Source organism: Comamonas sp. wu1-DMT, assembly GCF_040187805.1.
In the GTDB taxonomy this organism is placed as follows: Bacteria; Pseudomonadota; Gammaproteobacteria; order Burkholderiales; family Burkholderiaceae_C; genus Comamonas; species Comamonas thiooxydans.
Window position 1 is genome coordinate 679,696 of sequence record NZ_JBANEM010000001.1, and the last position, 14,028, is coordinate 693,723.

Below are 14,028 nucleotides of genomic sequence, written 5' to 3' on the forward strand. Positions count from 1 at the left end.
CAGATGGGCGGTTGAGACGAGGCGTCATCACCGAAGACAGTGGCAACGCCAGGGCGAGGTGATGCAACGACGTATCAAGAGCTGTATTCACTGCAGCACAACTCACAGCTGCTCGCGGCAGGCGCGGTACAGATCCTTCCATTCGCTACGCTCCTTGACCACGGTCTCCAGATATTCCTTCCACACCACCGTGTCCTGCACCGGGTCCTTGATCACGGCTCCCAGCAGGCCCGAGGCCACATCGGCCGCACGCAGCACGCCATCGCCGAAATGACCGGCCAGCGCCATACCGCTGTTGATGACCGAGATGGCCTCCGCCGTGGACAGCGTGGAGCTGGGCGACTTCACGCGCACGGTCTTGCCGTCCTCGGTCTGGCCGTGGCGCAGCTCGCGGAAGATCTGCACCACGCGGCGCACTTCCTGCAGCGCAGGCGGCTCGGTTGGCAGCTGCAGCGCCCGCCCCTGCTCGGCCACCCGCTTGGTGACGATTTGCACCTCCTCGTCCTGCGAGGCGGGTACAGGCAGCACCACGGTATTGAAGCGGCGCTTCAATGCGCTCGACAACTCGTTGACGCCCTTGTCGCGGTTATTGGCCGTGGCGATGACAGAGAATCCCTGAACGGCCTGGAACTCCATGGACAGTTCCGGCACGGGCAGCGTCTTTTCGGACAGCACGGTGATCAGCGTGTCCTGCACATCGGCGGGAATACGTGTGAGCTCCTCGATGCGCGCGATCTTGCCCAGCTTCATGGCGTTGACCAGCGGGCTGGGAATCAACGCTTTCTCGGACGGACCGTGGGCCAGCAACTGGGCGTAGTTCCAGCCATAGCGCAGCTGCTCCTCGCTGGTGCCGGCCGTGCCCTGGATCAGCATGGTCGAATCGCCGCTCACGGCCGCAGACAGATGCTCGGACACCCAGGACTTGGCCGTGCCGGGCACGCCATACAGCAGCAAGGCACGGTCGGTGGCCAGCGTGGACACGGCAATCTCCATCAGGCGCGGATTGCCGATGTATTTGGGGCTGAGCTCAAACCCGTTGCTGAGCTTGCCACCCATCAGATACTGGAGCACGGCCCAGGGTGAGAGCTTCCAGTTGGGCGGGCGCGGACGGTCGTCCACCTTCTGCAGGGCATCGAGTTCTTCGGCAAATTGCGCCTCGGCGTGCTGACGTAGTACTTGGCTCATGATGACTTTCGGGTTGAATGCAGAAAAATTCGAAGGCTTAGGCGCTCAGCGCGGCCTGCAGGGCCAGGCGCAGATCGGCGATACGGTTGAGTTGCTCGAGCACGCGCTCGTCATCCCAGGGGCGCAGGCGGGCGCGCTCCAGCCGCGCCTGTTGTTCGGGAGTCAGGCTGCTTTGCGCAGCAACGGTAGTGGCCTCTTCGGCCGCATCGGCCACCTTGGATACCAATTTTTGCCAGAGCCCGGCCAGCCCTGACGGGGCTGCTGCCTCGGGCTGCAGCTCTGGCACGGCAGGTTCCTCAGCCTGTGGAGGCTGACGCCAGAGCCGCACAAAGCGCGGCAGAACGGCCGGATGCAGCCGGCGCGCGCAGGCCAGCACGGCCTGATCGGCCTGCCAGCTATGCCAGCTGCCCGTGGCCTGCTTGCCGCCCAGCGCCTTGTCCAGAGCGTCCATCAGTTGCTCAGACATGGATTGAGAAAATACGCCAACCACGGGCATGCTGCTCTCGATGCTGTTGATGCGGTCCACCAGGCTACCCTTGGCCTGCTGCAACTGCGCCTGCCACAGCGCCTCGCGCTCCTGCTGGCTCAGCCGGTCCAGCAGGGCCGGCAGCAGCGCTTCGGCCCGTGCATCGCGTTCCATGGTCTGCAACAGCGCAATCCAGCGCACATCGGGCTGATCGCGCAGGGCCGCCAGCCAGCCCTGACGCAAAGCGGTCTTCCAGTCGCTGCGGCGGCTCCAGTCCCAGAGCTGCTCGGGCGTCATCTCCAGGGTCTGCAGCCAGAAATCGATGGGCGCAAGCTCCACCATCTGCTGCAGCCACCAGGCTTTCACGCCCTTGATATAGGCCGGCGGTTGCAGCGCAATGCCGTCGCGCTCCCAGTCCTTGCTGCCCTCCTCGGGCGGCTCGATCTGCCATTCCCCCTTGGCATTGCGGCTCAGCATGGACTGCAGCCAGCCCGTGATGCGCAGGCTGTGCGCGCTTTGCGGCAAACGCGACAGCAGACGGGCCGCGTTCTCGCGCACCTCCTTGCTACGATCGGTCAGCAGCTTTTCCAGCAGCGGCTCGTCCGCCATGGACAGTCCCACGCCCAGAGCCAGCACCATGGGCGCACGCTCCTTGGCATTGAGCTCCTTCAAGCTGGCTTCCAGTCTGGCGCGCGCCTGGTCGGCATCGGTCTCACGTTCGCTGTGCAGCAGCGCCACGCGCTGCTCGATGGAGCCCTCCTGCCAGATCAGCTCGGCATTGGCTGTCTCCTGCACGCCGCTGGCATAGCTCCATTGCGGGTTGAGCCCGGCCAGCCAGCGTCCTCGCTCGCCCAGCACCGGCGTCAGCCAGGTACGCAGTTCCACCGAACGGCGGCCTTCGTTCAAAGCATCGACCAGAAGCGCATGAGGCAAGCGCTGTCCGGCCTGATCGAGGGCATGGAACATGGGAGCCAGCATGTTCTCTGGCCCATGCTGCAGCACATCACGCATCAGGCCATGCAAGCGCTCATCCTCGGGCGCACGGCGAGACTCGTCGGCAGGCAATGCCGGGGAGCTCAAAGGTGCGCCGAGCCTGACCTGCGCGCCGGGTTGCCAGCCCGCCCGCTCCAGGACGGCAGCGACGGCGCTGGCCCTCAGCAGCTGTGCAGCCGTTGATGCAGCCGGTTGCAGCCAGGCGGCTTGCATGGCTTGCAAACCGGTGCTGGCTGCGGCATCGACCTGCGCGGTCAACACCGCAGGTACGGCCAGCCTGTCCGCGCCGACCAGACTTGACTGCTGCAGCGCAGCCCATAAATTGGCGCTGCTCATCGCATCTCTCCTTGGTTCTGCCAGATGGGGGACAAGTCCTGGCTGTGGGCACCCTGCTGCCAGGCGCTGAGCAAGCGCCAGCGCCCCAGTTGCGGCCCACACTCCCACTCGCCGAACAGTGCCAGAGGCGTGCCGCCGCTCAGCGCCAGCAGCCGCCAGGCTTCGTCGTCAGCAATCACCGCAGGCACGGGCGCCGGCTGGCTCTGCCCTGTGGGCCAGCCCACCAGCCATTGCCCCTCTACATACAGCAGCTGGGCATTCGCACACCACAGCGGCTGCACCGGCTGCAGCGCATTGGCGGCAATGCGCTCGCCCAGTTGCAGCAACGGTTCGCCCAAAGCCTTGAGCGTCAGGGCTGCGGCATCGGAGCTGTCGAGTGCTTCAACCCCATTGACAGCAACCGCCCGCAGGCTCGCCCTGCCCGGATAAAAGCTCAAGGCTGCGCGATAAGCGCCGCCGCTCACCCAGGCCGTCTCGAACCCTCGCCCGCCCTGGGCATAGTCCAGCATCAGGGCCGCGCGGCCGGTATTGAGGCCCTGCAGCCAGACGCGGCGTTCCAGCAGGCGACCCTCGCGCTCGATCAGGCGCTGACCCAGCACCCGCCAATCGTCGCTGATGGTCTCGCCACGGGCCTGTACTTCGGCCTTGTCCATGGGCCAGCCCAGGGCAGCCATGACGTCGGCCTTCACCTCGGGGCTCAGCGAGTCACGCCGCTGCACCGCGTCCACCAGCAGCTGCCAATGGCCAAGCTGCACCAGCAGGTCACGCGGCCAGGTCGGGTGGCTGCCCACCAACTCCCAGGCTTCCCTGATACGTGCGGCCATGCCCGTGGCCTGGGCATCCACCATGCGTGCCGCCATGGTGTTCCAGTGCTGGCGCGTCTGGCTGTCGCCGGCCTGATTGGCCAGGCCGGTGCGCACCATGTCCTGCATCCATAGCGACAGCTCCTGCATGCCGCCAGCAACCTTGTCCCAGCGCTTGTCCTCGCGCTTGGCCTGCTGTCTGGCCAGAGCCTCCTGATCCGCCACTGGCGCAGCGGCAATGGCGGCCGCCTTGGCCTCCTTCTGCTCGGCTTTTTGCTGACGCCCACCCAACCAGTTGCTGACCCATTCCGGGGGCTCGCCGCCCTCCGGCACCTGGCCGCCTGCGCGCAGCAGCATCAGCGCCAGCCCGTGCTTGCAGGGGAACTTGCGGCTGGGGCAGGAGCACTTGAAGGCCGGCCCGCTCAGATCGACCTGAGTCTGATACGGCTTGCTGCCGCTGCCCTGGCATTCCCCCCAAACCGCAGCATCATTGCTGCCTGTGTTCGGCCATTTGCTCAGGGACTGCAGTCCCTTGGCCGCCTTGGATGACGCAGCATCCGGCGACAGCGCCAAAACTTCCGCTTCCGTTGCTAATACACGCGACACCAATGTCTCCCGTCCCGAATCGACGCAATATCCTGATAGTTCGAGGCGCTTACGCACCAAGGGCGAGTGCGAAACTCCCCTCGGAAAACCTCGTCCGCACTTTGCTGAAACTGTGCTTTCAGCGCGGCAAAAACTGTGGTTTGACAGACCGCGCAAACCGTTGCGCGCAATGCGTCAGCCTATCATCGCCATGGCACTGTGCCGATGAAAACGTGCAAAAAATCAGAACATAGAGAAGCCGGGTGACATGCATCAACCGGCTTCCTCGTCAAGCTGCGGTACCGCTGTTCCCGGTGAACATTCAGCCCACCGACGCTGCTGCAGATGCAAGTACCGACTCCGCCGCAGCCAAGCCACGACATTCCTGCTACTTTTGCTTACCAATGGCTCGACCCGGCTTCGGTGCTCATACCGCGCCAGCTGCCCGCAAGTGCACCTTGCTGCCTATCTGGCTGTCAAATTGCTACCGAGGGTCTGAATGCTCTGGGTCAAATCGACCAGGACACCGTCGATGCCAAACACGCCCTGTGTCACAGCCTTGGAAGTCGGCTCTGGGTCGGAGAATTAGCCACTGACGATGCTTCGGCTGGCAAGCCCGCGGCCAACAACACAGAAGACTGCAAGAGATTCTGTCTGGCAGCTAACGAACAGCGTCGAAAGTTCTCCAGCAAAAGCTGTTCGCTGGCATCCCCCGCTGGAAGATCTGACTGGCGCCGGCCTGTCAGCACAAACAGCACATCAACACCTGCTGCGGCAACCGCAACAAGGTAATCGCTATCCGGCTTTCGTTCGTCTTTCTCGTAGAGCAGCTGCGCCTGCTTGCGCACACCGCCAAGTTGGCCAAACCCTTCCTGGTTCAAGCCAAGGCGTTCTCGTTCCTCACGCAAACGCGCACCAATACCCATATGAGTAACTCAATATTGACAAATATACGCATTTGCGTACTATTGTCATACCAAAGCCAAGCTAGTGCCGCTTCACAACACTGCACTAGAGGCAAAAAAGCAGCAGCCCTTTGCACAGAGCTACTACACCTATTCACATCAATCGATAGATTCTGACATGAAGCAGCCCCCCTAAGCACAGGCCCGCACATGACTTGAGAGCCAAGGCCTACGGTCGCCCAATGGACACGGAACAGTCCAGATAGCTGCTGTCCCATCAACAGCCGGTGCAGTGTTGGCAACGGATCTTGCCTGCTACGACAACAGGCACTCTACGAATGTGTTCTGTAGCGCTCGACAATTTCAGCCTTTGTCTGAATTCGGCGTTTACGGACTTGATGCTGTCAAAGCATCAGCTATCCATGCACGACTGTCGCGGGCAAATCGGCGCAGCTGAAAGCATGTGCTATTCAACACCAACGCCAGGACCTGCAGATCAGGCCCGACTGGAGTTTTGAGTCATGAGCCAGAACATTTTCGATCAGCATGCCGATGGCAAGGCTTTTGCGGCAGCAGCTTCGTTGGTGCCGGCAACCGTGCCGCAAGCCCAGATTGCCTGCCACCAAGCGCAGTTGATCGGCTATGCGTTGAGCCACCATGTGCCGGACATGCGGCGAGGCTTCAATATCCTTACCAGCTATGGCCGCTGGCATATAGATGCGAAGCCAGCCGCGCAGATGGCCGAGTTGATGCGCCAGCATCTGATGCAGCAACTGGAGACGATCTAGACCTACGCTTCCGACAGGACGCGGAAAGCAGTTCATCCGATCCTTGAAGTCGGCCTCCGGGAAGACCATGAACCATGAAAAAAGGCTCTGCAGAATGCAGAGCCTTTTGATTGCACTAGCAGTGCCAGGGAATCAACCCAGCCACTTGCGGGCGTTGCGCCAGACGCGCATCCAGGGGCTGAATTCAGACTTGTCGCCCGAGGTCCAGCTCATCTGCACGTTGCGGAACACGCGCTCGGGGTGAGGCATCATCGCGGTGAAACGGCCATCGGCCGTCGTCACTGCTGTCAGGCCACCGGCCGAGCCGTTGGGGTTGAACGGATACTGCTCGGTAGGCTGGCCGTGGTTGTCCACATAACGCATGGCCTTGACCACTTGCTCGGCATTGCCACGGAACTGGAAGTTGGCATAACCCTCGCCATGCGCCACGGCGATGGGCAGGCGGGAGCCGGCCATGCCTTGCAGGAACAGGCTGGGCGACTCCAGCACTTCCACCATGCTCAGACGCGCCTCGAAGCGGTTGCTCTGGTTCTGCGTGAAGCGCGGCCAATCCTGCGCACCGGGAATGATATCGGCCAGCTCGGCGAACATCTGGCAGCCGTTGCACACGCCCAGACCGAAGGTGTCGCTGCGACCGAAGAAGGCCTGGAACTGCTCGGACAGACGGTCGTTGAAAGTGATGGAACGTGCCCAGCCAATGCCCGCACCCAGGGTGTCGCCGTAGCTGAAGCCGCCACAGGCCACCACACCGGCGAAGTCCTTGAGCTGCGCACGACCGGACTGCAGGTCGCTCATGTGCACGTCCACCGCATCAAAGCCGGCTTCGGTGAAGGCGTAGGCCATTTCCACATGGGAGTTCACGCCCTGCTCGCGCAGCACCGCAACGCGGGGCTTGGCAGCCACGTTGATGAAGGGCGCTGCCACGTTCTCCTGAGGGTCGAAGGTCAGATGCACATGCATGCCGGGGTCGGCAGGCTCGCCCGCCGCAGCATGCTCGCTGTCGGCACAAACGGGGTTGTCGCGTTGCTGGGTGATCTTCCAGCTCACGGCATCCCAGACCTGGTGCAGATCGGACAGGCTTGCGCCGAACACCTTGTTCGCATCGCGCCACACCTGCAGCTCGCCCTTGCCGGCGTCCACAGGGGACGAAGCAGGACGGGTCTTGCCGATGACATGGCTGCACTGGATCAGGCCATGTTCGCGCAGCACCTGCAGCACTTCGGCACGGTCCTCGGTCCTGATCTGCAGCACGGCGCCCAGCTCTTCGTTGAACAGCGCGCGCAGGGTCAGGTCTTCGCGACGGCCGGAGACCTGCTTGCCCCAGTTCTTGCCTTCGCCGCTGTCCATGCGGCTGTCGGAGATGCCATCGCCTTCGGTGATCAGCATGTCCACATTCAAGGCCACGCCCACATGGCCGGCAAAGGCCATTTCGGCGGCCGTGGCCAGCAGGCCGCCGTCGCCCCTGTCGTGGTAGGCCAGGATCAGTCCCTTGGCGCGCAGCGCATTCACTGCATCCACCATGGCGATCAGATCCTTGGGCTCGTCCAAATCCGGTACCTCGTTGCCCGACTGATTGAGCACCTGACCGATGATGGAGCCGCCCATGCGCATCTTGCCGCGGCCCAGGTCGATCAGCACCAGGGTGCTGTCTTCCACCTCGGCGTTGAGCTGGGGCGTGAGCGTGGTGCGCACATCGTCGATGGCGGCAAAGCCGGTGATGATCAGGCTCACGGGCGAGGTGACCCTCTTGGTCTGCCCGTTCTCGCTCCACTGGGTGCGCATGGACAGGGAGTCCTTGCCCACGGGAATCGAGATGTTCAGCGCGGGGCACAGTTCCATGCCCACGGCCTTGACGGTGGCGTACAGCGCAGCGTCTTCGCCGGCTTCGCCGCAGGCGGCCATCCAGTTGGCCGACATCTTCACCTTGGACAGCTCGATGGGGGCGGCCAGCATATTGGTGATGGCTTCGGCCACGGCCATGCGGCCCGAGGCGGGTGCGTCGATGGCGGCCAGCGGTGTGCGCTCGCCCATGGCCATGGCTTCACCCTTGAAGCCCTTGTAGTCGGCCAGGGTCACGGCCACGTCGGCCACCGGCACCTGCCAGGGACCGACCATCTGGTCGCGATGGGTCAGGCCACCGACGGCACGGTCACCAATGGTGATCAGGAAACGCTTGGAAGCCACCGTGGGGTGGGCCAGCACTTCGATCACAGCCTTTTCCAGCGGCACGCCGGTCAGGTCCATGGCGGGCAGCTGGCGCTCCACGCTGCTCACATCCTTGTGCACCTTGGGCGGCTTGCCCAGCAGCACGTTCATGGGCATGTCCACGGGAAACTTCTGGTCGCCGGACTCGACCGCCGTGTCCTCCAGCACCAGTTGGCGCTCTTCGGTGGCCGTGCCGATGACGGCAAACGGGCAGCGCTCGCGCTCGCAGAAGGCCGTGAACTGCTCCAGCGATTCGGGGGCAATGGCCAGTACGTAACGCTCCTGCGATTCGTTGGACCAGATTTCCTTGGGCGACAGGCCGGACTCTTCGAGCTTGACGGCTCGCAGGTCAAAGCGTGCACCGCGCCCGGCATCATTGGTCAGCTCGGGGAAGGCATTGGAGATACCACCGGCACCCACGTCGTGGATGGCCAGGATGGGGTTGCCTGCGCCCTGCTGCCAGCAATGATTGATGACTTCCTGCGCACGGCGCTCGATCTCGGGATTGCCGCGCTGCACCGAGTCGAAGTCCAGTTCTGCTGCATTGGTGCCCGAAGCCATGGAGCTTGCCGCACCGCCACCCATGCCGATGCGCATGCCGGGACCGCCCAGCTGGATCAGCAGCGTGCCCGCCGGGAACTCGATCTTCTTGGTGAGTTCGGAATCGATGACGCCCAGGCCGCCGGCGATCATGATGGGCTTGTGGTAGCCGCGTGTGATATCGCCGACCTGCTGCTCGTACTCGCGGAAATAGCCGGTCAGATTGGGGCGACCGAACTCGTTGTTGAACGCCGCGCCACCCAGAGGGCCTTCGATCATGATCTGCAGCGGGCTGGCGATGTGCTCGGGCTTGCCCACTTCGCTGCCCCAGAGCTTGGAGACGGTGAAGCCGGTCAGGCCGGCCTTGGGCTTGGAGCCACGGCCGGTTGCGCCTTCGTCACGGATTTCGCCGCCGTTGCCGGTCGAGGCGCCGGGGAAGGGCGAAATCGCCGTGGGGTGGTTATGTGTTTCCACCTTCATCAGCACATGGTTGGTAGCCGCCTGCTTCTGGTAGCTGGGCGCGCTGACTGCGTCTGCCTTGGCATCGAACTTGGCGACAAATCGCTCGACCTCGTGGCCTTCCATGATGGAAGCGTTGTCGGCATAGGCCACCACGGTGTGCTGGGGCGAGCAGGCTTCGGTGTTGCGGATCATGCCGAACAGCGACTTTTCCTGCTCCACGCCGTCGATGGTGAACTTGGCGTTGAAGATCTTGTGGCGGCAGTGCTCGGAGTTGGCCTGCGCGAACATCATCAGCTCCACATCCGTGGGATTGCGCTTGAGATCGTTGAAGGCGTTGACCAGATACTCGATCTCGTCTTCGGCCAAGGCCAGGCCCCATTGCTTGTTCGCGGTTTCCAGTGCTGCGCGGCCACCGCCCAGCACATCCACAAACTCCATGGGTTGTGCCGCCAGGGTGGTGAACAGCTGCTCTGCTTCAGCACGTGTCGCAAACACGGACTCGGTCATGCGGTCGTGCAGCAAGGCGGCAATCTGAGCCGTCTGCTGCGGCGAGAGCTCGGGCTTGCCGCCCAGCAGGCCTGACTTCACGTCCACGCGATACTCGGTCATGCGTTCCACACGGAACACATTCAGGCCGCAGTTGCGCGCGATATCGGTGGCCTTGGAGGCCCAGGGCGAGATGGTGCCCAGGCGGGGAGTGACGATGAAGGCCAGGCCTTCAACGCTGCCCTTATAGGGGTCACCATAAGTCAAGAGCGCCGAAAGGCGCTCTTGCAATCCGGGCGCAACTGCGCCCTCGGTGGCAACCAGGTGCACAAAGCGTGCAGATACGCCGGTGATCTTGGGGTGGATGGCGACCAGATCGGTCAGAAGCTGTTGGGCGCGGAACGAGCTCAGGGCGTTTCCACCCTCAAACTGTGTCAGATGCAATGTCACGTGGCGGCCTGTTTATGTGAAGGCTGTTGAAAAGCGTCCTGGTCAATCCCCTGCCTGAGAGGACCTGGCCAAAGCGCTGAATTCGGTGAGCCTCGGATTTTACCGTGCCTCGGGGTTAGTCCGAATGCTCACACCCACAAGCCCTGCATGTTCAAGCGCGCAATGGGATAATTGCGACCATGAGCATCACACTGAAGACTCCCGAAGACATCGAGCGCATGCGCGTTGCAGGCCGCTTTGCTTCGGATGTGCTGGACTACATCACCCCCCACATCAAGCCCGGCATCACCACCCAGCAGATCGACGATCTGTGCGCCAAGCGCATGGCCGAGCAAGGCACCAAGACGGCCTGCCTGGGCTATCAGCCCCCAGGCATGACGCCCTACCCGGCCTATGTCTGCACCTCGGTCAACCATGTGGTGTGCCACGGCATCCCCAACGACAAGCCTTTGAAGAAGGGCGATATCGTCAATGTCGACGTGACCATCATCACCGAAGACGGCTGGTTCGGCGACAACAGCCGCATGTTCATCATTGGTGAAGGCACGATTGCCGCCAAGCGTCTGTCCAAGCTGACCTTCGAGGCCATGTGGAAGGGCATCGCCCAGGTCAAGCCCGGTGCCACGCTGGGCGATATCGGCCATGCCATCCAGACCTATGCGGAGAGCAACAACCTGTCTGTGGTGCGTGAATACTGCGGCCACGGCATCGGCAAGGTGTTCCACGACGAGCCCCAGGTGCTGCACTACGGCCGCCCCGGCGAAGGCGTGGTGCTGGAAGAAGGCATGGTCTTCACCATCGAGCCCATGCTGAATCTGGGCAAGCGCGACATCAAGGCCATGCCCGACGGCTGGACCGTGGTCACCAAGGATCGCAGCCTGACCGCCCAGTGGGAGCTGATGCTGGCCGTCACCAAGACCGGCTATGACGTGCTGACCTGGTCCGATGGCTCGCCCACCCCGCCCGACTTCATCACGGCCATCCGCACCTGAGCGCATTGCTGCCGCTGACCTGCATGCCGCATCTGGCCAAAGCTGGATGCGGCATATTTTTGCTTGTAGACCTTGTGCTGCAAGCGCCATGCGCTCATCTTTTTGCCATCACAGGCCTCAAGCCCAAGTCAGTTGGGTTAAGGTGACGCTCAAGCACTTGCCCTGTTGAAACGCTTTTTTCTACTGCGCATGACCTCCTCTGCCCACTCCTACGCCCACTCTGCCGACGTCTCCGACCTCTCCTCGCTACAGAGCCTGCGCGAGCAATACCGCGAGGCCAAGGCCCGGCAAATGGACTTGCTGCGCAACCCCACGCTGGGCAGACGCAGCGTGCGCGGAGTGCTGCACCATTTCAGTGAACTGGCCGATGGTCTGCTGCGCACCCTCTGGCAACGCGCGCAGATGCCGCAAGGCGCTGCCCTGCTGGCCGTGGGTGGCTATGGGCGCGCCCAGCTCTTTCCCTACTCGGACATCGATGTGCTGGTGCTGCTGCCCCAAAGCAGTGCACAGCCGGCTGCAGCACTGGCGGCCAGCATCGAACGGTTCATCAGCAGTTGCTGGGATGTCGGCCTGGAAATCGGCTCCAGCGTGCGCAGCATCGCCGAATGCCTGCAGGAGGCTGCGCAGGACCTGACGGTGCAGACCGCCATGCTGGAGTCACGCCGCATCACCGGCAGCAAGGCCTTGTTTGCCGACTTCGAACAGGAGTTCCGCGCGCAACTTGATCCCAAGGCCTTTGTCGAAGGCAAGCTGCTGGAAATGCGCCAGCGCCACGCCAAATACGACTTCACGCCCTATTCGCTCGAGCCCAACTGCAAGGAATCGCCCGGCGGGCTGCGCGATCTGCACACCATGCTCTGGCTGGCCAAGGCCGCTGGCTTCGGCAACAGCTGGCATGAGCTGGCCGAGCAAGACCTGATCACCCATTTCGAGGTCCAGCAGCTCGAATCCAATGAATCCCTGCTCAGCCTGATCCGTGCACGCCTGCATGCCGTTGCCGGCCGCCATGAGGATCGGCTGGTCTTCGACCTGCAGACTGCCGTGGCCGAAGCCTTCGGCTACCGCTCCACCACGCCGGAGGGCCGCAAGCTGGCCATGCGCGCTGGCGAGACCCTGATGCGCCACTATTACTGGGCCGCCAAGGCGGTGACCCAGCTGTGCCAGATCGTGCGCATGAGCATCGAAGAGCGCCTGAACCCCGGCTCGCACGAGCTGATTCAGCTCAATGATCGCTTCTGTGAGAAGGCCGGCACCATCGAGGTGGTCAGCGACGATCTGTACGAGCGCGATCCGCATGCCATTCTCGAAACCTTTCTCATGTATGAGCAGCATGAGGGGCTGACAGGTCTGTCGACACGCACGCTGCGTGCGCTGTATGCCAGCCGCGACGTGATGGACAGCGCCTTCCGTCGCGACCCGGTCAATCGCGCCACCTTCATGAAAATCCTGCAGCAGCCGCGCGGCATCACCCATGCCATCCGGCTGATGAATCAGACCTCAGTACTGGGCCGCTATCTCTGGCCCTTCCGCCGCATCGTGGGACAGATGCAGCACGATCTGTTCCACGTCTACACCGTGGACCAGCACATACTGATGGTGCTGCGCAATGTGCGGCGCTTCTTCATGGCCGAGCATGCCCATGAGTATCCGTTCTGCTCCCAGCTCGCCGCAGGCTGGGACAAGCCCTGGATTCTGTATCTGGCTGCCATCTTCCACGATATCGGCAAGGGCCGAGGCGGCGATCACTCCGTGATCGGCGCCGTCGAAGTCAAGCGTTTTTGCCGCGCCCACCAGATCGACAAGGCCGATGCGGAGCTGGTCGAGTTTCTGGTACGCGAGCACCTGACCATGAGCCAGGTGGCCCAGAAGCAGGACTTGTCCGACCCCGATGTGATTCGTGCCTTTGCCGAACGCGTTGGCAACGAGCGCAAGCTCACTGCCTTGTACCTGCTGACGGTGGCCGACATTCGCGGCACCAGCCCCAAGGTCTGGAGTGCCTGGAAAGGCAAGCTGCTGGAAGACACCTACCGCCTGACCCTGCGTGTGCTAGGTGGTCGCGCCCCGGATGCCGCCGCCGAAATCGAAGCCCGCAAGCGTGAGGCGCTGGTGCAACTGGCCCTGTCTGCCCAACCCTTTGAGTCCCACAAGAAGCTCTGGGAGACACTGGATGTGAGCTACTTCATGCGCCATGAAGCGGCCGACATCGCCTGGCATACCCGCCATCTCTCGCGCCATGTGGGCCTTGGCAAGCCCGTGGTGCGCGCCCGGCGCTCGCTGGCCGGCGAAGGCCTGCAAGTGCTGGTCTATGCACCCGACCAGCCCGATCTGTTTGCCCGCATCTGCAGCTACTTCGACCGGGCCGGATTTTCCATTCTCGATGCGCGCGTGCACACGGCCAACAACGATTACGCGCTGGACACCTTCCAGGTCGTCGCCCCCACCATGCAGGAGCAATATCGCGAGCTCATGCACATGGTGGAAAGCGATCTGACGCAGACACTGCTGCGGGGCGGCCCGCTGCCCACACCCTCGCAAAGACGGCTGTCGCGCCGCGTCAAAAGCTTTCCATTCGCCCCGCGCGTCATCCTGCGCCCCGATGAAAAAGCCCAGCACTGGCTGCTGTCCATCTCCGCATCAGACCGCGCCGGCCTGCTCTACATCATTGCCCGCATTTTGGCCCAGCACCATATCAGCGTGCACCTGGCAAAGATCAGCACCCTGGGCGAGCGCGTGGAAGACAGCTTCCTCATCGAAGGCCCTGAGCTGCAGGACAACAACAGCCAGTTGCGCATGGAGACCGAGCTGCTCAAGGCCCTGGCCCAGCCCGGTTGA

8 protein-coding genes are annotated in these 14,028 nt (G+C 63.0%); 3 read left to right on the top strand and 5 right to left on the bottom strand.

Annotated features, from left to right (window positions below; translation table 11 throughout):
• Positions 1-102 precede the first annotated feature (102 nt).
• The 4 genes from V8Z78_RS03125 to V8Z78_RS03140 all read right to left on the bottom strand — a co-directional run bounded on the left by V8Z78_RS03125 (position 103) and on the right by V8Z78_RS03140 (position 5,294).
• The gene (locus tag V8Z78_RS03125; RefSeq protein WP_046460712.1) at positions 103-1,185 is read right to left on the bottom strand and encodes an ATP-binding protein; all 1,083 of its coding nucleotides are present in this window, start codon (positions 1,183-1,185) and stop codon (positions 103-105) included.
• 37 nt (positions 1,186-1,222) lie between these two features.
• On the bottom strand, positions 1,223-2,980 hold the full coding sequence (locus tag V8Z78_RS03130; protein WP_046460711.1) for a DUF5691 domain-containing protein: 1,758 nt from the start codon (positions 2,978-2,980) through the stop codon (positions 1,223-1,225).
• A complete protein-coding gene (locus tag V8Z78_RS03135) occupies positions 2,977-4,389 on the bottom strand; it encodes an SWIM zinc finger family protein (protein ID WP_046460792.1) in 1,413 nt (470 codons plus the stop codon). The genes V8Z78_RS03130 and V8Z78_RS03135 overlap by 4 nt, the downstream gene beginning before the upstream one ends.
• Positions 4,390-4,919: 530 nt before the next feature.
• Entirely contained in the window at positions 4,920-5,294 is a 375-nt protein-coding gene (locus tag V8Z78_RS03140) for a helix-turn-helix domain-containing protein (protein WP_003069723.1), read from the bottom strand.
• A gap of 500 nt (positions 5,295-5,794) precedes the next feature.
• Between V8Z78_RS03140 and V8Z78_RS03145 the strand changes: the two genes are divergently transcribed.
• The gene (locus V8Z78_RS03145) at positions 5,795-6,061 is read left to right on the top strand and encodes a hypothetical protein (RefSeq protein ID WP_046460710.1); all 267 of its coding nucleotides are present in this window, start codon (positions 5,795-5,797) and stop codon (positions 6,059-6,061) included.
• A gap of 132 nt (positions 6,062-6,193) precedes the next feature.
• Here the strand turns inward: V8Z78_RS03145 and purL are convergent, their stop codons facing one another.
• Positions 6,194-10,204: a phosphoribosylformylglycinamidine synthase gene (gene purL, locus V8Z78_RS03150; protein ID WP_349730859.1), complete on the bottom strand. Its 4,011-nt coding sequence runs from the start codon at positions 10,202-10,204 to the stop codon at positions 6,194-6,196.
• A gap of 179 nt (positions 10,205-10,383) precedes the next feature.
• On the opposite strand from purL, the gene map reads away from it, so the two are divergent.
• Positions 10,384-11,196 carry a type I methionyl aminopeptidase gene (gene map, locus V8Z78_RS03155; protein ID WP_003066441.1) on the top strand — a complete coding sequence of 271 codons (813 nt, stop codon included), beginning with the start codon at positions 10,384-10,386 and terminating at the stop codon, positions 11,194-11,196.
• A 189-nt stretch (positions 11,197-11,385) separates the two neighbouring features.
• Positions 11,386-14,028, top strand: coding sequence for a [protein-PII] uridylyltransferase (locus V8Z78_RS03160; protein WP_349730860.1), 2,643 nt, complete (start codon positions 11,386-11,388; stop codon positions 14,026-14,028).

Excerpts from the sequence above, each read along its gene's own strand:
- V8Z78_RS03125 (WP_046460712.1), bottom strand. The coding sequence starts at position 1,185 with ATGAGCCAAGTACTACGTCAGCACGCCGAGGCGCAATTTGCCGAAGAA.
- V8Z78_RS03130 (WP_046460711.1), bottom strand. The coding sequence starts at position 2,980 with ATGAGCAGCGCCAATTTATGGGCTGCGCTGCAGCAGTCAAGTCTGGTC.
- V8Z78_RS03140 (WP_003069723.1), bottom strand. The coding sequence starts at position 5,294 with ATGGGTATTGGTGCGCGTTTGCGTGAGGAACGAGAACGCCTTGGCTTG.
- V8Z78_RS03145 (WP_046460710.1), top strand. The coding sequence starts at position 5,795 with ATGAGCCAGAACATTTTCGATCAGCATGCCGATGGCAAGGCTTTTGCG.
- map (WP_003066441.1), top strand. The coding sequence starts at position 10,384 with ATGAGCATCACACTGAAGACTCCCGAAGACATCGAGCGCATGCGCGTT.
- V8Z78_RS03160 (WP_349730860.1), top strand. The coding sequence starts at position 11,386 with ATGACCTCCTCTGCCCACTCCTACGCCCACTCTGCCGACGTCTCCGAC.